The sequence below is a fragment of the Pelomonas baiyunensis genome (genome assembly GCF_043555935.1).
In the GTDB taxonomy this organism is placed as follows: Bacteria; Pseudomonadota; Gammaproteobacteria; order Burkholderiales; family Burkholderiaceae_C; genus Pelomonas; species Pelomonas baiyunensis.
Genome location: NZ_JBIGIB010000001.1, coordinates 1,282,783 through 1,301,356, shown reverse-complemented (window position 1 = coordinate 1,301,356; position 18,574 = coordinate 1,282,783). Strand labels below are relative to the sequence as shown.

21 protein-coding genes are annotated in these 18,574 nt (G+C 66.4%); 9 read left to right on the top strand and 12 right to left on the bottom strand.

Features of this window, described 5'->3' with window-relative positions:
* The first annotated feature begins 8 nt into the window (after window positions 1–8).
* The 5 genes from ACG01O_RS05870 to ACG01O_RS05850 are packed head-to-tail and all read left to right on the top strand — an operon-like array spanning window position 9 to window position 3,112.
* On the top strand, window positions 9–539 hold the full coding sequence (locus tag ACG01O_RS05870) for a tetratricopeptide repeat protein (RefSeq protein ID WP_394382224.1): 531 nt from the start codon (window positions 9–11) through the stop codon (window positions 537–539).
* A 17-nt stretch (window positions 540–556) separates the two neighbouring features.
* The gene (locus ACG01O_RS05865) at window positions 557–1,096 is read left to right on the top strand and encodes a peptidylprolyl isomerase (RefSeq protein WP_394382537.1); all 540 of its coding nucleotides are present in this window, start codon (window positions 557–559) and stop codon (window positions 1,094–1,096) included.
* A complete protein-coding gene (locus tag ACG01O_RS05860) occupies window positions 1,093–1,590 on the top strand; it encodes a peptidylprolyl isomerase (RefSeq protein ID WP_394382223.1) in 498 nt (165 codons plus the stop codon). The genes ACG01O_RS05865 and ACG01O_RS05860 overlap by 4 nt, the downstream gene beginning before the upstream one ends.
* The gene (locus tag ACG01O_RS05855) at window positions 1,587–2,339 is read left to right on the top strand and encodes a UDP-2,3-diacylglucosamine diphosphatase (protein WP_394382220.1); all 753 of its coding nucleotides are present in this window, start codon (window positions 1,587–1,589) and stop codon (window positions 2,337–2,339) included. The genes ACG01O_RS05860 and ACG01O_RS05855 overlap by 4 nt, the downstream gene beginning before the upstream one ends.
* Window positions 2,333–3,112: a M90 family metallopeptidase gene (locus tag ACG01O_RS05850; protein WP_394382535.1), complete on the top strand. Its 780-nt coding sequence runs from the start codon at window positions 2,333–2,335 to the stop codon at window positions 3,110–3,112. Before ACG01O_RS05855 ends, ACG01O_RS05850 begins: the two co-directional genes overlap by 7 nt.
* A 54-nt stretch (window positions 3,113–3,166) precedes the next feature.
* Here ACG01O_RS05850 and clpA read toward each other — a convergent pair whose 3' ends face one another.
* Complete coding sequence (clpA, locus tag ACG01O_RS05845; protein WP_394382219.1) at window positions 3,167–5,491, bottom strand: ATP-dependent Clp protease ATP-binding subunit ClpA; 2,325 nt, start codon at window positions 5,489–5,491, stop codon at window positions 3,167–3,169.
* Window positions 5,488–5,868: an ATP-dependent Clp protease adapter ClpS gene (gene clpS / locus ACG01O_RS05840; protein WP_394382217.1), complete on the bottom strand. Its 381-nt coding sequence runs from the start codon at window positions 5,866–5,868 to the stop codon at window positions 5,488–5,490. The genes clpA and clpS overlap by 4 nt, the downstream gene beginning before the upstream one ends.
* A 182-nt stretch (window positions 5,869–6,050) precedes the next feature.
* Between clpS and ACG01O_RS05835 the strand changes: the two genes are divergently transcribed.
* Both ACG01O_RS05835 and ACG01O_RS05830 read left to right on the top strand, forming a co-directional pair.
* Window positions 6,051–6,281, top strand: coding sequence for a cold shock domain-containing protein (locus ACG01O_RS05835; protein WP_394382534.1), 231 nt, complete (start codon window positions 6,051–6,053; stop codon window positions 6,279–6,281).
* 169 nt (window positions 6,282–6,450) lie between these two features.
* The gene (locus ACG01O_RS05830) at window positions 6,451–8,685 is read left to right on the top strand and encodes an NADP-dependent isocitrate dehydrogenase (RefSeq protein ID WP_394382214.1); all 2,235 of its coding nucleotides are present in this window, start codon (window positions 6,451–6,453) and stop codon (window positions 8,683–8,685) included.
* Between the two features lie 74 nt (window positions 8,686–8,759).
* Here ACG01O_RS05830 and ACG01O_RS05825 read toward each other — a convergent pair whose 3' ends face one another.
* From ACG01O_RS05825 to hemN, 4 genes are all read right to left on the bottom strand, one after another.
* The gene (locus ACG01O_RS05825) at window positions 8,760–9,128 is read right to left on the bottom strand and encodes a carboxymuconolactone decarboxylase family protein (RefSeq protein ID WP_394382212.1); all 369 of its coding nucleotides are present in this window, start codon (window positions 9,126–9,128) and stop codon (window positions 8,760–8,762) included.
* A gap of 132 nt (window positions 9,129–9,260) precedes the next feature.
* A complete protein-coding gene (gene icd / locus ACG01O_RS05820) occupies window positions 9,261–10,517 on the bottom strand; it encodes an NADP-dependent isocitrate dehydrogenase (protein ID WP_394382211.1) in 1,257 nt (418 codons plus the stop codon).
* A gap of 76 nt (window positions 10,518–10,593) precedes the next feature.
* A complete protein-coding gene (locus ACG01O_RS05815; protein ID WP_394382210.1) occupies window positions 10,594–11,220 on the bottom strand; it encodes an urease accessory protein UreH domain-containing protein in 627 nt (208 codons plus the stop codon).
* A gap of 8 nt (window positions 11,221–11,228) precedes the next feature.
* Complete coding sequence (gene hemN, locus ACG01O_RS05810) at window positions 11,229–12,611, bottom strand: oxygen-independent coproporphyrinogen III oxidase (protein WP_394382208.1); 1,383 nt, start codon at window positions 12,609–12,611, stop codon at window positions 11,229–11,231.
* Between the two features lie 107 nt (window positions 12,612–12,718).
* Between hemN and fnr the strand changes: the two genes are divergently transcribed.
* The gene (gene fnr, locus ACG01O_RS05805; RefSeq protein WP_394382531.1) at window positions 12,719–13,480 is read left to right on the top strand and encodes a fumarate/nitrate reduction transcriptional regulator Fnr; all 762 of its coding nucleotides are present in this window, start codon (window positions 12,719–12,721) and stop codon (window positions 13,478–13,480) included.
* A gap of 119 nt (window positions 13,481–13,599) precedes the next feature.
* Window positions 13,600–14,910 (top strand): NAD(P)/FAD-dependent oxidoreductase, encoded by a 1,311-nt coding sequence (locus ACG01O_RS05800; protein WP_394382207.1) that lies wholly within the window; start codon window positions 13,600–13,602, stop codon window positions 14,908–14,910.
* On the opposite strand, the gene ACG01O_RS05795 is transcribed toward ACG01O_RS05800, so the two are convergent.
* From ACG01O_RS05795 to ccoO, 6 genes are read right to left on the bottom strand one after another with little or no spacing between them, the layout of a single operon-like run.
* Entirely contained in the window at window positions 14,873–15,166 is a 294-nt protein-coding gene (locus ACG01O_RS05795) for a hypothetical protein (RefSeq protein ID WP_394382205.1), read from the bottom strand. The two genes, ACG01O_RS05800 and ACG01O_RS05795, sit on opposite strands and share 38 nt — an antisense overlap.
* Window positions 15,163–15,426, bottom strand: coding sequence for a hypothetical protein (locus ACG01O_RS05790; protein ID WP_394382204.1), 264 nt, complete (start codon window positions 15,424–15,426; stop codon window positions 15,163–15,165). The genes ACG01O_RS05795 and ACG01O_RS05790 overlap by 4 nt, the downstream gene beginning before the upstream one ends.
* A 16-nt stretch (window positions 15,427–15,442) precedes the next feature.
* Window positions 15,443–16,885 (bottom strand): cytochrome c oxidase accessory protein CcoG, encoded by a 1,443-nt coding sequence (gene ccoG / locus ACG01O_RS05785; protein WP_394382202.1) that lies wholly within the window; start codon window positions 16,883–16,885, stop codon window positions 15,443–15,445.
* A gap of 4 nt (window positions 16,886–16,889) precedes the next feature.
* Entirely contained in the window at window positions 16,890–17,807 is a 918-nt protein-coding gene (gene ccoP, locus ACG01O_RS05780) for a cytochrome-c oxidase, cbb3-type subunit III (protein ID WP_394382200.1), read from the bottom strand.
* The gene (locus tag ACG01O_RS05775; protein WP_394382198.1) at window positions 17,804–17,935 is read right to left on the bottom strand and encodes a cbb3-type cytochrome oxidase subunit 3; all 132 of its coding nucleotides are present in this window, start codon (window positions 17,933–17,935) and stop codon (window positions 17,804–17,806) included. The genes ccoP and ACG01O_RS05775 overlap by 4 nt, the downstream gene beginning before the upstream one ends.
* A 12-nt stretch (window positions 17,936–17,947) precedes the next feature.
* Complete coding sequence (ccoO, locus tag ACG01O_RS05770; RefSeq protein WP_394382196.1) at window positions 17,948–18,571, bottom strand: cytochrome-c oxidase, cbb3-type subunit II; 624 nt, start codon at window positions 18,569–18,571, stop codon at window positions 17,948–17,950.
* Window positions 18,572–18,574: the final 3 nt, after the last annotated feature.

Sequence of the window (18,574 nt, the reverse complement as noted above, 5' to 3'; positions counted from 1 at the left end):
CAACCCTCATGCGCCTGTTCCTGACCGCCCTCGCCCTCGCCGCTGCGGCCTCCTCCCTGCCGGTGCGAGCCGACGATCTGGCGGGTGCCCAGCGGCTGTGGCTGGCCGGGCAAAAGACGCAGGCGGTGGCGCAAGTGGAGCAGGCGCTGACCCGCACGCCCGACGACGCGACGCTGCGTTTCGCACTCGGCGTGATGCGCATGGAGTTGGGCCAGCGTGACCAGGCGCTGCAGCTCTTCACGCGCCTGACGCAGGACTTCCCCGACCTGGCCGACCCGTACAACAACCTGGCCGTGCTGCACGCGGCGGCGGGCAATCTCGACGACGCCAAACTCGCACTCGAACAGGCCTTGCGACTGCAACCCGAACACGCGCAAGCCCAAGAAAACCTCGGCGACGTGCTGAGCCGACTGGCGCTGAGGGCCTACCAGCGAGCGCAGAAGGCCTCGGTCGCCCCCACTGACGCCTTGGCCGCGAAGATCCAGCGCAGCTTGGCCCTGACGTCGTCTTTCACCCCGTCTCGCTCAACCCACCCATGACCCAACTTGCTTTGTTGATGGCCGCGATGCTGGCCTGCGTTGGCGCCTCCGCCCAGACCGTGAAGCTGCAAACGACCGAAGGCGACATCCGCATCGAACTCAACGCTGAGAAGGCGCCGAAGTCGGTCGCCAACTTCCTGCAGTACGTGAAAGCCGGCCACTACAACGGCGTCATCTTCCATCGCGTGATCGACGGCTTCATGATCCAAAGCGGCGGCTACGACCTCAAGCTGGCTCAACGCCCCACCAAGCCGCCGATTCCGCTGGAGTCGCACAACGGGCTGTCCAACACCCGCGGCACGATTGCCATGGCGCGCACGAACGACCCGAACTCGGCCACCTCGCAGTTCTTCATCAACGTCGCCGACAACCTGCCCCTGGACGGCCAGCCGGACAACCACGCGAGCGGCTACGCCGTGTTCGGCCAGGTCGTTGACGGCATGGACGTCGTGGACAAGATTCGCCTGACGGCTGTGGCGCCGGTGCAGATGCACCAGCACATGCCCGTCAAACCCATCATCATCAACAAGGCCCTCGTCGAGCCCGTCAAAAAATGAGCCAAGTCAAATTCACCACCAACCAGGGCGACATCCTGATCGAACTGGATCTGGCCAACGCCCCGCTGTCCAGCGCCAACTTCCTGAACTACGTGCGTAAGGGCCACTACGACGGCACCATCTTTCACCGCGTCATCAAGGGTTTCATGATCCAAGGCGGCGGGTTTGATGCGTCCATGAGCCAGAAGCCGACCGACGCGCCGATCCAAAACGAAGCCAACAACGGCCTGAAGAACGCCAAGTACACGCTGGCCATGGCGCGCACCAACGCCCCCCATTCGGCCACGGCGCAGTTCTTCATCAACACCGTCGACAACGGCTTCCTGAACTTCCAATCCGAATCGCCCTCGGGCTGGGGCTATGCCGTGTTCGGCAAGGTCGTGGAGGGCCAGGACGTGGTCGACAAGATCGAGAAGGTGCGCACCGGTCGCTCGGGCGGCCACTCCGACGTCCCGGTGGACGCCATCGTGATCGAGAAGGCCACCGAGGTTTGATTCCAAGCCTGACCGCCCCGGCGCAGTGGGAGCAGATCGACCTGCTCTCCGACCTGCATCTGGGGCCAGACACGCCGGGCACGCTGGCTCGGCTTGAACAACACCTGATGCACACGCCGGCGAACGCCGTGCTGCTGCTGGGTGACATCTTCGAAGTGTGGGTGGGCGACGACGCGCGCCACCTGCCCTTCGAAGCCCGCTGCGTGAACCTGCTGCGCGCCGCCAGCGAGCGGGTGTCGCTGTTCTTCATGCACGGCAATCGCGATTTTTTGCTGGGTGAAGACATGCTGGCGGATTCCGGCATGACCGCCCTGGCCGACCCCACCGTGCTGAACGCTTTCGGGCGCCGCTGGCTGCTCACGCACGGTGACGCGCAGTGCCTGGCCGACACGGCCTACCAGCTCTTTCGCAGTCAAGTGCGCACGCCGCACTGGCAAGCCCAGTTGCTTGCACAGCCCCTGGAAGCGCGCCAAGCTCTGGCGCGCCAGATGCGCGAAGGCAGCCGCGCGGCCCAGGCGGCGCAGTTGATGGCGAGCGACCTGGATACCGCCGCCTGCCTGGCCCTGTTGGACGAGGCGCAAGCCCCGGTCATGATCCATGGCCACACGCATCGCCCGGCCACGCATGCATTGGACGCCCACCACCAGCGCTGGGTGCTGTCCGACTGGGATGGAGACGCCCCGACACCGCGCGGCGATGTGATTCGCCTGTCGGCGGCCGGCATCCAGCGCCTGGCCCCGTGCTGCTGAGCGCCTGGCGGCGCTGGCGCGAAGCACGCGCGCTGCAGCGTCACGCCATTCCCGATGAACTCTGGCAGCTGACGCTGCTGCGCTACCCCTTTCTGGCGCTGCGGTCGTCGGACGACTTGACTGAGTTGCGGCGCCTTTGCAGCCTGTTCCTGGCCGAGAAAGAGTTCCATGGCGCCGGCGGGTTTGTCGTCACCGACGAAGTGGCCGTGGCGGTTGCCGCGCAGGCGTGCTTGCCGGTGCTGCGCCTGGGCCTGGCCTGGTACGACGGCTTTGTGGGCATCGTCATGCACGACCAGGACGTCGTCGCGCGGCGGCACGTTGAAGATGAGCACGGCATCGTCCATGAGTACGACGAGGAGCTCGCCGGCGAGGCCATGGAAGGTGGCCCGCTCATGCTCAGCTGGCAATCGATCGCCGCGTCCGACGACCCGGCGGAGGCGGGAACCGACGCGGTTTACAACGTCGTCATCCACGAGTTTGCCCATGTGCTGGACATGCATGACGGCGCGGCCGACGGCGTCCCGCCGCTGCCCGCCACCGAACGCCAAGCCTGGATCGACACGCTGGACGGCGCCTGGGCCCAGTTCTGCGAACGCGTGGACCGGGGCGACGACACCTTGATCGACCCGTACGGCGCCGAAGCAGTCGAAGAATTCTTTGCGGTGGCGGTGGAAGCCTTCTTCGTGGCGCCAGCGGCCTTGCAGCGGGAAGAGCCGGCCGTCTACGCGCTGCTCCGCGGTTTTTTCCGGCAGGACCCGGCCCCGATGCCATGAAAAAGGGGCGCCGAAGCGCCCCTGCTGTGGTTGGCGAGCCGGTCGCCACAGACGTCAAGCCGTGGCAGGCTCCGCCTTGGGCTTGCCGTCCTTGCTGGGCTTGGGCGGCGTGGGCTGAATGTCCAGCACCGTCTCGCCCTCGGCGTTCACGTCAACGCTCAGGCGACCGCCGTCGGTCAGTCGACCGAACAGCAATTCGTCGGCCAGCGCGCGGCGGATGGTGTCCTGGATCAAGCGCTGCATCGGGCGTGCACCCATCAGCGGATCGAAGCCCTTCTTGGCGAGCTGCTTGCGCAACGCGTCGGAGAAGCTGACCTCGACCTTCTTCTCCTGCAGCTGGCTTTCCAACTGCAGCAGGAACTTGTCGACCACGCGCAGGATGATCTCTTCGTCCAGCGCGCGGAAGGACACGATGGCGTCCAGGCGGTTGCGGAACTCGGGCGTGAACAGGCGCTTGATGTCGGCCATCTCATCGCCCTGCTGGCGCTGGGTCGTGAAGCCGATGGTGGCCTTGTTCATGATCTCGGCGCCCGCGTTCGTCGTCATGATGATGATGACGTTGCGGAAGTCGGCCTTGCGCCCGTTGTTGTCGGTCAGCGTGCCGTGGTCCATGACCTGAAGCAGCACGTTGAAGACGTCCGGATGGGCCTTCTCGATCTCGTCCAGCAGCAGCACGCAGTGCGGCTTCTTGGTGACCGCCTCGGTCAACAGGCCCCCTTGGTCGAAGCCGACGTAGCCTGGAGGGGCTCCGATCAGGCGGCTGACCGCATGGCGCTCCATGTACTCGGACATGTCAAAGCGGATCAACTCGATGCCCAGGATGTAGGCGAGTTGCTTGGCGACCTCGGTCTTGCCCACGCCGGTGGGGCCGCTGAACAGGAAGCTGCCGACCGGCTTGTCGGGCCGGCCCAGGCCCGAGCGGGCCATCTTGATGGCCGCGGCGAGCGCGTCCACCGCCGGGTCCTGGCCGAAGACGACGCTTTTGAGGTCACGATCCAGCGTTTTGAGCTTGCTGCGGTCGTCGCTGTTCACGGACGCGGGCGGGATGCGCGCGATCTTGGCGACGATGTCCTCCACCTCGGCGCGCGTGATGGTTTTCTTCTGCTTGCTCTTGGGCAGGATGCGCTGCGCGGCACCGGCTTCGTCGATGACGTCGATGGCCTTGTCCGGCAGGTGGCGGTCGTTGATGTACTTGGCCGACAGCTCCGCCGCAGCCTGCAGCGCGCCCAGCGCGTACTTGACCGAGTGGTGCTCCTCGAAGCGGCTCTTCAGGCCCTTCAGGATCTCGACCGTCTGCTCGACCGACGGCTCGGCCACATCCACCTTCTGGAAGCGGCGGCTCAACGCGGCGTCTTTCTCGAAGATGCCGCGGTACTCGGCAAAGGTCGTGGCACCAATGCACTTCATCTGGCCGCTCGACAGCGCAGGCTTGAGCAGATTGCTCGCGTCCAGCGTGCCACCCGAGGCTGCGCCTGCGCCGATCAGCGTGTGAATCTCGTCGATGAACAGGATTGCGTGCGGCTGCTCCTTCAGCGACTTCAGCACCGCCTTCAGGCGCTGCTCGAAATCGCCTCGGTACTTGGTGCCCGCCAGCAAGGCGCCCATGTCCAGCGAGTACACGACGGAGTCGGCCAACACATCGGGCACATCGCCCTCGGTGATGCGCCAGGCCAGGCCTTCGGCGATGGCCGTCTTGCCCACACCGGCTTCACCCACCAGCAGCGGGTTGTTCTTGCGGCGGCGGCACAGCACCTGCACCACGCGCTCGACCTCGGATTCCCGGCCGATCAGCGGGTCGATCTTGCCGTCCTTGGCCTGTTGGTTCAGGTTCTGCGTGAACTGCTCCAGCGGCGAGGCCTTCGGGCTCCCGCCCTCGCCGTCTTCTCGCTCAGCCTCCTGGCCCTGCGCTTGGCCTTCGGCAGGCTTGGGCGGCTCGGGGTCGGACTTCTTGATGCCGTGGGCGATGAAATTCACCACATCCAGACGCGTGACGCCCTGCTGGTGCAGGTAGTACACGGCGTGGGAATCCTTCTCGCCGAAGATGGCCACCAGCACGTTCGCGCCGGTCACTTCCTTCTTGCCGCTGCCGGTGCTCTGCACGTGCATGATGGCGCGCTGGATCACCCGCTGGAAGCCGAGCGTGGGTTGAGTGTCCACCTCTTCGGTGCCGCCCACCATCGGCGTGTTTTCCTTGATGAACTGGCCCAGGCTCTTGCGCAGGTCGTCCAGGTTGGCGGCACAGGCGCGCAGCACCTCGGCGGCGCTGGGGTTGTCCAGCAAGGCCAGCAGCAGGTGCTCGACGGTGATGAATTCGTGCCGCTGCTGGCGCGCCTCGACGAACGCCATGTGCAAACTGACTTCAAGCTCTTGCGCAATCATGCGGCCTCCATAGTGCACTGCAGGGGGTGGCCGGCGCGCCGGGCGGCGGCCAGAACCAGCTCCACCTTGGTGGCTGCAACATCCTTGGTGAACACACCGCAGACCCCGCGACCCTCGTGGTGGATTTTGAGCATGATCTGCGTTGCCGTATCCAGGTCATGCCGGAAAAATTCCTGCAGAACCATCACTACAAACTCCATCGGCGTGAAATCGTCGTTGAGCAGCAGCACCTGATAAAGCCGGGGCGGCTCGGTTTTCTGCGTCTGGCGCTCGACGACGACAGCGCCCTCCCCTTCGTCCCGGCCCGGCGCAGGGGCCGGTGCCGGAGGGGGCGGCGTCGACTGGTTTCGTGTTGAAAAAACGGGGAACACAGGCATGCCCGAATTCTATCGAGGGGGTATCTCCCTCGCTCATGCTGGGCAAGTGGCGCCTGCGCCTGAAATTGCAAGCAGCTTCGGGTGAACCCGGCCGGGAAGGTCCCGAATTGACGCTTTTTATTGCGCTACCAGAATCTGCGTCCGCCTCTAATGAGAGGTGCTACAAGAATGGAGACGACACGATGGCGCTGGGCAAAGTCAAGTGGTTCAACGATGCCAAGGGCTTTGGATTCATCGAGCCCGAAGCGGGTGGCGATGATGTTTTCGCCCATTTCTCCGCGATCCAGATGGAAGGGTTTCGCACCCTGAAACAGGGCAGCCAGGTCCAGTTCGAACTGGTGCAAGGCCCCAAGGGCCAGCTGGCGCAAAACATCACGCCGATGGAAGCTGCCGCCTCGACCCTCGCGTCCTGAGCGCAGCACCCCCGATCAGCCCCGCCGCCAGCAGGCCGCGGGGCTTTTTCGTGCGCGCTCGGCTGCCAACGTCAGCAAACAGCCGGGGTGGCTTGCTAGAGTTCATGCCCTGCGCGGTGGCCACGGGCCCCACGCGCTGACTGGATTGCACAAATAACTGGAAGATCTCATGACTGCCGACAAGACCCAGATCGTTTACACCTTGACCGACGAAGCGCCGCGCCTGGCCACGGCCTCGCTGCTGCCGGTCGTTCAGGCTTTTGCGGCACAAGCCGGCATCGATGTGGTCACCAGCGACATCTCGGTGGCGGGCCGCATCCTGGGTCAGTTCCCGGAACTGCTGACTGAAGAGCAGCGCGTGACGGACAACCTCGCTGCCCTGGGCAAGCTGACGCTCAAGCCGGAAGCCAACATCATCAAGCTGCCCAACATCAGCGCCTCGGTGGCCCAGCTCAAGGCCGCCATCAAGGAACTGCAGGACAAGGGCTACAAGATCCCGAACTTCCCCGAGAAGCCCGAGACGGACGAAGAGAAGGACATCCGCGCCCGCTACAACAAGTGCATCGGCTCGGCTGTGAACCCGGTCCTGCGCGAAGGCAACTCCGACCGCCGCGCCCCGAAGGCCGTCAAGGAATACGCCCGCAAGAACCCGCACCGCATGGACGCCTGGAGCCAGGCTTCGCGCTCGCACGTGTCGCACATGCATGACGGCGACTTCTATCACGGCGAAAAGTCCATGACGCTGGACCGCGCCCGCAGCGTGAAGATGGAACTGATCACCAAGAGCGGCAAGACCATCGTCTTGAAGCCCAAGGTCGACCTGCTGGACCGCGAGGTGATCGACTCGATGTTCATGAGCAAGAAGGCCCTGCTGGCCTTCTACGAGCAGGAGATTGAAGACGCGCGCAAGACGGGCGTGATGTTCTCGCTGCACGTGAAGGCCACCATGATGAAGGTCTCGCACCCCATCGTGTTCGGTCACTGCGTGAAGATCTTCTACAAGGACGCCTTCGAGAAGCACGCCAAGCTGTTTGACGAACTGGGCGTGAACGTCAACAACGGCATGGTGGACCTGTACACCAAGATCGCCACGCTGCCGAGCGCCAAGCAAGACGAGATCAAGCGTGACCTGCACGCCTGCCACGAGCACCGCCCGGAACTGGCCATGGTGGACTCGGCCAAGGGCATCACCAACTTCCACTCGCCCAACGACATCATCGTGGACGCCTCCATGCCGGCCATGATCCGCAGCGGCGGCAAGATGTACGGCGCCGACGGCCGCCTGAAGGACGTGAAGGCCGTGATGCCCGAGTCGACCTTCGCCCGCATCTACCAGGAGATGATCAACTTCTGCAAGTGGCACGGCGCCTTCGACCCCAAGACCATGGGCACGGTGCCCAACGTCGGCCTGATGGCCCAGCAGGCCGAGGAATACGGCTCGCACGACAAGACCTTCGAGATCTCGGAAGACGGCGTGGCCAACATCACCGACCTCGAAACCGGTGAAGTGCTGCTGAGCCAGAACGTCGAGCAAGGCGACATCTGGCGCATGTGCCAGTGCAAGGACGCCGCCATCCGCGACTGGGTGAAGCTGGCCGTCAACCGCGCCCGCAACTCCGGCATGCCGGTGGTCTTCTGGCTCGACAGCTACCGCCCGCACGAGGCGCAGCTGATCCGCAAGGTCAAGATGTACCTGCACGAGCACGACACCACGGGCCTGGACATTCAGATCATGAGCCAGGTGCGCGCCATGCGTTACACGCTGGAGCGCGTGATCCGCGGCCTGGACACCATCAGCGCCACCGGCAACATCCTGCGCGACTACCTGACCGACCTGTTCCCCATCATGGAACTGGGCACCAGCGCCAAGATGCTGTCCATCGTGCCGCTGATGGCGGGTGGCGGCATGTACGAAACCGGTGCCGGCGGCTCGGCCCCGAAGCACGTGCAGCAGCTGGTGGAAGAGAACCACCTGCGCTGGGACTCGCTGGGTGAGTTCCTGGCCTTGGCCGTGAGCCTGGAAGAACTGGGCATCAAGAACAAGAACGGCAAGGCCAAGGTGCTGGCCAAAGCCCTGGACGCCGCCACCGGCAAGCTGCTGGACAACGGCAAGGGCCCGAGCCCCAAGACCGGCGAGCTGGACAACCGCGGCAGCCACTTCTACCTGACGCTGTACTGGGCCCAGGAACTGGCCGCCCAGACGGAAGACGCGGAACTGGCCGCCAAGTTCAAGGCCGTGGCCGAAGCGCTGACCGCCAACGAAGCCAAGATCGCCGACGAACTGAAGGCCGTGCAAGGCCAGCCGGCCGACATCGGCGGCTACTTCCTGCCGGACGTGGCCAAGCTGGACAAGGTCATGCGCCCCAGCGCCACCTTCAACTCGGTGCTGGCCTCGCTGGGCTGATCACTGCGTGCGGCGGGGCTGCGGCCCCGCGTGCCCATCGCGCCGCTGCGCAGCCTCGCTGCCAGCGGCGTTTTTCATGGGGCCGCGTCCACCACCTCGGCTGCGGCGCGGAAGGCATCCACCGCCGCCGGAAAGCCGCAGTACACACTCGCGTGCAGGAAGACCTCCTGCAACTCTTGCGGCGTGACGCCATTGTTCAGCGCGCCGCGCACATGGGTCTTGAGTTCGTGCGTGCGGCCCAGCGCCACCAACATGCTCACGGTCACGATGCTGCGCGTGCGCAGGTCGATGCCCGGGCGCTGCCATGTGTTGCCCCATGCATGGCGCGTGACCAGCTCCTGCAGCGGCTCACTGAACGGCGTGACCTTGGCCAGTGCGGCGTCGACATACGCATCCCCCAGCACGGCGCGGCGGGTGGCAAGGCCTTGAGGGTCGAGATCCATGACAGCTCCTTGGTGATGAGCGGTCAGCTTAGCGAGCCGGCAGGCGCGCAGGTTCAGAAGGCAAGAAGCCCATCGACGCGAGCGGCGATGGGCTTCCGGGGTGCACGAAGCCGGGGCCTGCCCGGCGCCGGTTCACTCCATGCAGTCGATCATCACCTGGCCGAAACCGGAGCACGACACCTGCGTCGCGCCGTCCATCAGGCGGGCGAAGTCGTAGGTGACCTTCTTGCTCAGGATGGCTTTTTCCATGCTGCTGATGATGAGGTCCGCGGCTTCGGTCCAGCCCATGTGGCGCAACATCATCTCGGCCGACAGGATCTCGGAACCGGGGTTCACGTAGTCCTTGCCGGCGTACTTCGGGGCGGTGCCGTGCGTGGCCTCGAACATGGCGATGGAGTCGCTCATGTTGGCGCCCGGGGCGATGCCAATGCCACCCACCTGTGCGGCCAGGGCGTCGGAGATGTAGTCGCCGTTCAGGTTCAGCGTGGCGATGACGCTGTATTCCGCCGGGCGCAGGATGATTTGCTGCAGGAAGGCGTCGGCGATGCTGTCCTTGATGGTGATGTCCTTGCCCGTCTTCGGGTTCTTGAACTTGCACCACGGGCCGCCGTCGATGGGTTCGGCGCCGAACTCCTTCTGCGCCAGCGCGTAGGCCCAGTCACGGAAGCCGCCTTCCGTGAACTTCATGATGTTGCCCTTGTGCACGATGGTGACGCTGGGCTTGTTGTTGTCGATGGCGTACTGGATGGCCTTGCGCACCAGGCGCTCGGTGCCTTCGCGGCTGACCGGCTTCACGCCGATGCCCGAGGTGTCCGGGAAGCGGATCTTCTTGACGCCGAGTTCGTTCTGCAGGAACTGGATGAGTTTCTTGGCCTTGTCGCTCTCGGCCTCGTACTCGATGCCGGCGTAGATGTCTTCCGAGTTCTCGCGGAAGATGACCATGTCGACCTTGTGCGGCTCCTTCACCGGGCTGGGCACGCCGTCGAAGTACTGCACGGGGCGCAGGCAGACGTAGAGGTCCAGTTCCTGGCGCAGCGTCACGTTCAGCGAGCGGATGCCGCCGCCGACCGGCGTGGTCAGCGGGCCCTTGATGGAGACGATGTAGTCCTTCACGGCGCCCAGCGTTTCTTCCGGCAGCCACACATCGGGGCCATACACGCGGGTGCTCTTCTCGCCCGCGTAGATCTCCATCCAGTGGATCTTGCGCGCACCGCCGTAGGCCTTGGCCACGGCGGCATCGACCACCTTGAGCATGACGGGCGTGATGTCCATGCCCGTGCCATCACCCTCGATGAAAGGAATGATGGGGTTGGGCGGCACGTTCAGCGAGAAGTCGGCATTCACCGTGATCTTCTGGCCGCCCTCGGGCACCTGGATGTGTTGGTACATGGCTGGAAACTTTCGAAAGGGAACCGAACGGGTCAAGAGAAAAACTCGCCGGATTTTGCCGCCTCGGGGCGGCGCTTCAACAGGCCAACATCACCCGTTGCCACACGCCATGGCCCAAGGCCCACCCGGCGCCCGCCACCAGGGCCAACCCGGCCAGCCGCAGCGCCCACACATCGCCCTGCGGGCCGCGACGCAACAGACGCGCCCGCCACAGCGGCGCCACCACCAGGCCCGGCGTGCTGGCCAGCGCAAAACCCGCCATCGCGAGGCCGCCACTCAGCATCGAACCCGACAAGCCCGCCAGCAGCAAGGCGGCATGCAGCAAGCCGCACGGCATGGCCACCCAGGCCAGGCCGGTGAAAAAGGCATGGGCCGGCTTGGGCCGCCAGCGCACCGCGCCCAGCCACACCGGCATGCGCCCGCGTACCAGCAGCGTCAGGCCCAGCAGCAGTACGGCCGCTTGCAACAGCGCCCAGGCCGGCTGCAGCACAGCCGCCCCCTGCGAAGCCCGCGCCAACACGGCCGCCGAGGCCGCAGCCGCCACACCGCCTGCGGCGTAGCCCAGCACGCGGCCGGCCATCAGCTTCACGGGGCGCGGCCCACCGGCCAGAGCACAGGGCGCACTGCACATGGCCGCGCAATGGGGCGTGCCGGCCAACCCCATCAGGGTGGCCGAGACGATCAGAGCAGCGTCCAGCCCCATGGCGTCGTTCAGATGATCTTGGAGAAGCGCTCGCGGCTGGCGTCGGCCTGCAAATAGCGGTCAAACACCAGCGCCACGGCCCGCACGAAGTACCAGCCCAGCGGCGTCACCTGAATGGCGCCCGGCTCCAACTCCACCAAGCCTTGCTCGGCGAGTTGCGACAGCCGTTGCAGCTCGGGCGCGAAGTACTGGGGCACGTCCACTAGGTAAGAGGCCGCGATGGACTCGAACTCCACGCGCCCTTGGCACATCAAGGCCATGATGACCGCGCGGCGCAGCAGGTCGTCTCGCGTCAGGGCCAAGCCGCGCTGCACCGGCAGCTGGCGCTGGCGCAGCGCGTCTTCATACTCGTCCATGGTCTTGGCGTTTTGCGCGTAGGTGGCGCCCACGCGGCTGATGGACGACACGCCCAGGCCCACCAGATCGCAGTCTGGCTGCGTCGAGTAGCCCTGGAAGCCGCGGTGCAGCAGCCCCTGGCGCTTGGCCACGGCCAGCGGGTCTTCCGGCAGCGCGAAGTGGTCCATGCCGATGTAGTCGTACCCGGCCGACAGCAGCGCGCTGATGGCGCCCGACAGCATGGCCAGCTTGTCGCCCGCCGGGGGCAGCAACTCCGCCACGATGCGGCGCTGCGGCTTGAAGCGCTGCGGCAGGTGGGCGTAGGCGTACATGGCAATGCGGTCCGGCCGCAGCTCGGCCACCTGCGAGATGGTGTGGGCAAAGCTCGCCGGCGTTTGCAGTGGCAAGCCGTAGATCAGGTCGACGTTGGTGGACTGATAGCCCAGTTCACGGGCGTCGCGCATCAGCGCGGCCACCTGGTCGAAGGGCTGCACGCGGTGCACGGCCTTCTGCACGGCGGGGTCGAAGTCCTGCACGCCGAAGCTCAGGCGGTTGAAACCGAGCGAGCGCAGATGCGCCAACCGGGCCGCGTCCACCGTGCGCGGGTCCACCTCCACCGACAGCTCCGCCCCCGGCAGCAGCTTGAAGCGCTGGCGCAGGGCCTGCATCAGCAAGCTCAGCTCGGCGTCCGACAGGAAGGTGGGCGAGCCGCCGCCCAGGTGCAGCTGCGACACCGGCGCCTGGCCGCCAATGGCCTCGGCCACCAGGTCCATCTCCACTTCAAGCGCGGCCAGGTAGGGCTGCGCCCGCTCGTGGTGCTTGGTGATGATCTTGTTGCACGCGCAGTAGTAGCAGAGCTGCTCGCAGAACGGGATGTGCACGTACACCGACAGCGGCTGCGCCGTGCCGCGCTGGCGCAAGGCCTGCAAGTGCTGCCCGCCTTGGTGGGCCTCCACAAAGCGGTCCGCCGTGGGGTACGAGGTGTAGCGCGGGCCGGCCACGTCATGGCGGCGCAGCAGGTCGGCATCGATGGGACGGTCAGTCACAGCAGTCATGGCAGCACTGTGACGCCAGCGACCGGTCGCAGCGTTGATCCAGGTCAAGGCCGCAGCGCGGGTCGGCAAGAACAATGCTTCGCATGCTGACCCCTCTGCGCCCCCCGATGAACGTGCCGATCCATCCTGACGTGCCCACGTCATCCTGCGCCGGCGCGCTCGAGCCGTTGAAGGTGGCCTGCGCCAGCTGCAACCTGCGCGAGCTGTGCCTTCCCGTGGGCCTCACGCCCACCGATCTGCAGCGCCTGGACGGCCTGGTGGAAAAGCGCCGCAGCGTGCCGCGGGGCGAGCACCTGTTCCGCAATGGCGACCGCTTTGAAGCGCTGTACGCCGTGCGCACCGGCTTCTTCAAGACCTGCGTGGGCAGCGAAGACGGCCGCGACCAGGTCACCGGCTTCCAGATGGCCGGCGAGCTGCTGGGGCTGGACGGCATCAGCAGCGACCAGCACCACTGCGATGCCGTGGCGCTGGAGGACTCGTCGGTCTGCGTCATCCAGTACCGCGACCTGGAAGAGCTGTCGCGCGAGTTCACGGTGCTGCAGCACCAGTTCCACAAGATCATGAGCCGCGAGATCGTGCGCGACCATGGCGTGATGCTGCTGCTGGGCAACATGCGCGCCGAAGAGCGCCTGGCCGCCTTTTTGCTGAACCTGACCCAGCGCCTGCAAGCGCGCGGGTTCTCGGCCAGCAGCCTGGTGCTGCGCATGACGCGTGAAGAGATCGGCAGCTACCTGGGCCTGAAGCTGGAAACCGTGAGCCGCACCTTCTCCAAGTTCCAGGAAGACGGCGTGCTGGACGTGAAGCAACGCCAGATCACGGTGCTGGACCCGCAAGCCCTGCAGCGGCTGATCTCCAACGCGGCCTGCTGAGCCCCGGGGCCGTCGAGGACTCGAGCCCTCCGGCCCCCCCTCCCGAAATTACCCGGCCCGGTTTCAACCCATGCCGACAATGCATGCTGCAGCGCAGCATGCAGGCGTAGCATGGGTTCATGCGTCCTCAAGTCCTGATCATCGGCTGCGGATTCGGCGGCCTGGAAGCGGCCCGCGCCCTGCGGCGTGCCAACGTTGACATCACGGTGCTCGACAAGACCAACCACCACCTGTTCCAGCCGCTGCTGTACCAGGTGGCCACGGCGGGGCTCTCGGCGCCGTCGATCGCGGCGCCCATCCGCCACCTGTTCCGCGGGCAGGCCAATGTCACCACCCTGCTGGGCGAAGTGACGGGCATTGACGCCCGGGGCCACACGGTCACGCTGGCCGATGGCGGCACGCTGCGGTGGGACCACCTCATCGTGGCGGCGGGTGCCACGCACAGCTACTTCGGCCGCGATGACTGGGCCGCCTTCGCCCCGGGCTTGAAAACCCTGCAAGACGCCTTTGAGATTCGCCGCCGCGTGCTGCTGGCGTTTGAGGCGGCCGAGCGCGAAGACGACCCGCAGCGCCGCGCCGCGCTGATGCAATTCGTCGTCGTGGGCGGCGGCCCGACCGGGGTGGAGCTGGCCGGCACCTTCGCCGAGATCGCCCGCCACACGCTGCCCGGCGAATTCCGCCGCATCGACCCGCGCCAGGCCCGGGTGCTGCTGGTGGAAGGCGGCACCCGCGTGCTGCAGGCCATGCCGCCCGACTTGAGCGAACGCGCCCGCGAGCAACTGACCGCCTTGGGGGTGGAGGTGAAGCTGGGCGCCCGCGTGACCGGCATCGACGCCGAGGGTTTGGATGTGGCCACTGAACACGGCAGTGAGCGGCTGCCCAGCCACTGCATCGTGTGGGCCGCCGGCGTGGCCGCCTCGCCGCTGGGGCGCCTCTTGGCCGAGGCCACGGGCTGTGCGGTCGACCGCGCTGGCCGCGTGGTGGTGGAACCCGACTTGAGCGTGGCTGGGTTTCCGGCCATTCAAGTGATCGGTGATCTCGCCGCGGCCCAGAGCCATGTGCCAGGCCAGGAACCCCGCCCGGTGCCCGGCGTCTCACCCGGCGCCAAGCAAATGGGGCGTCAGGCTGCAGCCAACCTGCAGCGCCGCCTGGCCGGGCAGCCCACCCTGCCCTTTCGATACCGCGACTACGGCAACCTCGCCACCATCGGCCGCAACAGCGCGGTGGTGGACCTGGGCACGCCGGCAGGCCCGCTGCGTTTTTCAGGCTACCCGGCGTGGCTGTTCTGGCTGTTTGCGCACGTGTACTTCCTGATCGGTTTCCGCAACCGATTCGTCGTGCTGCTGGACTGGGCCTGGGCCTACTGGACCCATGCCCGGCACGCACGCGTCGTCAGCGCGGCCACCCCGGCGCGCGACGGGCCGGCTTGACCTCGTCCACCGGCAGGTTCACCAGCAGCAGGCTCAGGCTGGAGGCCAGCGCCAGCACGCCCCAAAAGATCAGGAAGCTGAGCGTGTAGACCGCCTGCACCGGCAGTTCAATGGGCGCTGCGCCGAACCAGCGCAACTCGGCCGGGTCCACCACGGCGAACACCAGCAGTTCCAGCACGCCGGCGCACAGGAACGACGACCAGGCCACCGCCATCGCAAAGCGCGCGATGCGCGAGGGGCCGCCGGGGCCTGTCACCGCTTGGCTCCCACACCACCGGTGGCCGCGTGGTTGCGGGCGATCAGGGCGGGCACGTCGCGCTCATGGGCGCGCATGTCCGCCGGCTCCACGTCGTCAGCAGCCTGATGCGCTGCGGCACGCAGGTCCAGCGGCGGGTCCGGGTGCTTCAAGGCCAACGCCAGCGTGAAGAAGCTGGCCACCACCACACTGGCCGGTCCTCCCACCACCAGCCACACCATGGGTTCGCGCCAGGCCGAAGGGGACTTGCTTGCAGACATGGGACTCTCCTTGCCGTCAGCGCGGCAGCACGAATGTTGATTTTTCGTTCAGCACATCGGCCGGGTCGGCACCGTCGGCGCCGACGCGGCTGATGTGCCATTGAACCGGGTGTGCGCCGGGCTTGTACTGCTGCATCACCTCGGGCGGCACGCGCAGCGCCACAGCCACCCAGCGGGCCTCGGCGGGCCCCAGGTCCACCGTGGCGGCCTGCGTGAGCTTCAGTCCCGGCAGGCCGTCGGCCGTGATGCGGTAACGCTGCGCCTGCTCGGTGGCGTTCATGACCTGCAGGCGGTACACGTTTTCCACCCAGCCGTCATCCACCAGCCGGGCCAAAGACGCGCGATCGCGCACCACGTCCACCCGGAAACCATGGCGCGAAGCCAGGCTCCACAGCAGCGCGGTGCAAATAACCAGCAGCACGCTGGTGTAGATGACCACACGCGGACGCAGCACATGGCGCCAGCGCTGGGCACTGGTGAAGCCTTGTTCCAAGCCGTTTTCGGTGTCGTAGCGGATGAGACCGCGGGCGGTGCCCATCTTGTCCATCACGCCGTTGCACACGTCCACGCACGCGGCGCAGCCGATGCACTCGTACTGCAGGCCGTGGCGGATGTCGATACCCGTGGGGCAGACCTGCACGCACAGGCCGCAGTCGATGCAGTCGCCCAGCGCCTCGGCACGGGCCTCGCCCTTCTTGCGCTTGGCGTTGTTGCCGCGCGGCTCGCCGCGACCGGGGTCGTAGCTGACGATGAGCGTGTCGCGGTCGAACATCGCGCTCTGAAAGCGCGCGTAGGGGCACATGTACTTGCACACCTGCTCGCGCATGTAGCCTGCATTGCCGTAGGTGGCAAAGCCGTAGAACAGCACCCAGAAGCTTTCCCACGGGCCCAGACCCAGGGTCAGCACTTCATGGCCCAGCGTCTGGATGGGCGTGAAATAGCCCACGAAGGTGAAACCCGTCCACAGGCCGATGGCGATCCACACCGCCTGCTTGCCGGCCTTGCGCCAGAGCTTGTCCAGCGACCAGGGCGCCTTGTCGAGCTTGAGCCGGGCGTTGCGGTCGCCCTCGAACCAGCGCTCCACCTTCATGAAGATCTCGGTGTACACCGTCTGCGGGCAGGCATAGCCGCACCACAGCCGCCCCGCCACCGCGGTGAACAGGAAGAGCGCGTAGGCCGAGATCATCAGCAGGGCCGTGAGGTACACGAAGTCCTGCGGATAGAGCACCAGCCCGAACACGTAGAAGCGCCGTGCCTCCAGGTCGAAAAGCACGGCTTGCCGCTCGCCCCAGCGCAGCCAGGGCAGCCCGTAGAACACGGCCTGGGTCAGCGCAACGATGACCCAGCGCCAGCGCGCATAGAACCCATCCACGGAGCGTGGATGGATCTTGTCCTCCGACCGGTAAAGCCGGACGACCTGAACTGCATCGCCCGAGCCGGGCGCGGAGGGAGCGGGCATGGGGTCAGTTGGCAGCAGCCACCGGGGTCGACTTGGACAGGCCCCACACGTACGACGCCAGCACGCGGATCTGCTCCGGCGTCAGGCGGTCACCGTGGGCCGGCATCACGCTGTGCTTGCCGTTGTTCACCATGGCCATCACCGCTTCTTCGCCCCAGCCATGCAGCCAGATCTTGTCGGTGAGGTTGGGCGCACCCAGGGCCTGGTTGCCCGTACCGGCCGGGCCGTGGCACGCGGCGCACACCACGAACTTCGGCTTGCCGAGTTGGGCGTACAGCGCGTTGTGCGGGCTGCCCGAGAGCGACAGCACGTAGTGCGCCACGTTGCGCACGTCCTCACTCGTGCCCACCGCCGGCGCCATGACGGGCATGTTGCCGTCGCGGCCCTTGGCGATGGTCTCGGTGATGGCCTCGGGCGTGCCGCCCCACAGCCAGTCGTTGTCGGTCAGGTTGGGGAAGCCCTTGGAACCCTTGGCATCCGCACCGTGGCACTGCGCGCAGTTGTTGGCGAACAGGCGCTCGCCAATCGCGTGGGCCTTGGGGTCGGCGGCCAGTTGCTCCGCCGACTTGTCGGCAAACGCGGCGTACACCGGGGCCATGGCGGCGCGGGTTTGCGCCACATCCTTGGCGTGCTCGCCCTCGCTGGTCCAGCCCAGCTTGCCGGCTTCGCTGCCCAGGCCCGGATAGAGCGCCAGGTAGATGCCCGCGAACACGATGGTCAGGATGAACAAGCCCATCCACCAGGCCGGCAGCGGGTTGTTCAGTTCGCGCAGGTCTTCGTCCCAGACGTGACCGGTGGTGTTATCAGCCGCCATGACCTGACGGCGGCTGGCGATGAGCAGCAGGATGCCGCAGGCGATCAGCCCGCCGATGGTGGTGGCGGCGATGAAGAGGGACCAGCCGCTGCTGAAGAAGTCACTCATTGTTCATCTCCTTCGAAGGGGAGGCGTGCGGCGTCGTCGAAACGGCCGCGCCAGGCCCAGGCGATGATGCCCAGGAAGACGGCCATGGACACGACGGTCACGGCCACACGGAGTTCATTGATGCCCATGGTTCGGGCTCCTTACTTGGTGGCGGTGCCGAGCACCTGCAGGTAGGCCACGAGCGCGTCCAGCTCGGTCTTGCCCTTCACTTCTTCGGCCGAGGCCTTCACCTCGGCGTCGGTGTAGGGCACGCCCAGCAACTTCATGGCCGACAGCTTGGCGGGCATGATGGCCGCGTCCACCGGCGCGCCGGCCAGCCAGGAATACGCCGGCATGTTGGACTCGGGCACCAGGTCACGCGGGTTGTTCAGGTGGATGCGGTGCCAGTCGTCGCTGTATTTTCCGCCCACACGGGCCAGGTCCGGGCCGGTGCGCTTGCTGCCCCACTGGAAGGGGTGGTCGTACACGAACTCACCCGCGGTGGAGTACTTGCCGTAACGCAGCGTCTCGGCGGCAAGCGGACGGATCATCTGCGAGTGGCAGTTGTAGCAGCCCTCGCGCAGGTAGACGTCACGCCCGGCCAGTTGCAGCGCGGTGTAGGGCTTCAGGCCCGGCGCCGCTTGCGTGGTGGAGCGCTGGAAGAACAGCGGCACGATTTCGACGACACCGCCGACCAGCACGGTCAGCAGCACCAGCACGATCATCAGCAGGTTGCTGGTTTCGATGCGCTGGTGGCCCGTCGCAGCATGGGAATGGTTGCTCATGAA

What these genes read in the sequence shown, in the direction of transcription:
- ACG01O_RS05870 (WP_394382224.1), top strand. Translation starts at nt 9, where the DNA reads ATGCGCCTGTTCCTGACCGCCCTCGCCCTCGCCGCTGCGGCCTCCTCC.
- ACG01O_RS05865 (WP_394382537.1), top strand. Translation starts at nt 557, where the DNA reads ATGGCCGCGATGCTGGCCTGCGTTGGCGCCTCCGCCCAGACCGTGAAG.
- ACG01O_RS05860 (WP_394382223.1), top strand. Translation starts at nt 1,093, where the DNA reads ATGAGCCAAGTCAAATTCACCACCAACCAGGGCGACATCCTGATCGAA.
- clpA (WP_394382219.1), bottom strand. Translation starts at nt 5,491, where the DNA reads ATGATTGCGCAAGAGCTTGAAGTCAGTTTGCACATGGCGTTCGTCGAG.
- clpS (WP_394382217.1), bottom strand. Translation starts at nt 5,868, where the DNA reads ATGCCTGTGTTCCCCGTTTTTTCAACACGAAACCAGTCGACGCCGCCC.
- ACG01O_RS05835 (WP_394382534.1), top strand. Translation starts at nt 6,051, where the DNA reads ATGGCGCTGGGCAAAGTCAAGTGGTTCAACGATGCCAAGGGCTTTGGA.
- ACG01O_RS05830 (WP_394382214.1), top strand. Translation starts at nt 6,451, where the DNA reads ATGACTGCCGACAAGACCCAGATCGTTTACACCTTGACCGACGAAGCG.
- ACG01O_RS05825 (WP_394382212.1), bottom strand. Translation starts at nt 9,128, where the DNA reads ATGGATCTCGACCCTCAAGGCCTTGCCACCCGCCGCGCCGTGCTGGGG.
- icd (WP_394382211.1), bottom strand. Translation starts at nt 10,517, where the DNA reads ATGTACCAACACATCCAGGTGCCCGAGGGCGGCCAGAAGATCACGGTG.
- ACG01O_RS05815 (WP_394382210.1), bottom strand. Translation starts at nt 11,220, where the DNA reads ATGGGGCTGGACGCTGCTCTGATCGTCTCGGCCACCCTGATGGGGTTG.
- hemN (WP_394382208.1), bottom strand. Translation starts at nt 12,611, where the DNA reads ATGACTGCTGTGACTGACCGTCCCATCGATGCCGACCTGCTGCGCCGC.
- fnr (WP_394382531.1), top strand. Translation starts at nt 12,719, where the DNA reads ATGAACGTGCCGATCCATCCTGACGTGCCCACGTCATCCTGCGCCGGC.
- ACG01O_RS05800 (WP_394382207.1), top strand. Translation starts at nt 13,600, where the DNA reads ATGCGTCCTCAAGTCCTGATCATCGGCTGCGGATTCGGCGGCCTGGAA.
- ACG01O_RS05790 (WP_394382204.1), bottom strand. Translation starts at nt 15,426, where the DNA reads ATGTCTGCAAGCAAGTCCCCTTCGGCCTGGCGCGAACCCATGGTGTGG.
- ccoG (WP_394382202.1), bottom strand. Translation starts at nt 16,885, where the DNA reads ATGCCCGCTCCCTCCGCGCCCGGCTCGGGCGATGCAGTTCAGGTCGTC.
- ccoP (WP_394382200.1), bottom strand. Translation starts at nt 17,807, where the DNA reads ATGAGTGACTTCTTCAGCAGCGGCTGGTCCCTCTTCATCGCCGCCACC.
- ACG01O_RS05775 (WP_394382198.1), bottom strand. Translation starts at nt 17,935, where the DNA reads ATGGGCATCAATGAACTCCGTGTGGCCGTGACCGTCGTGTCCATGGCC.
- ccoO (WP_394382196.1), bottom strand. Translation starts at nt 18,571, where the DNA reads ATGAGCAACCATTCCCATGCTGCGACGGGCCACCAGCGCATCGAAACC.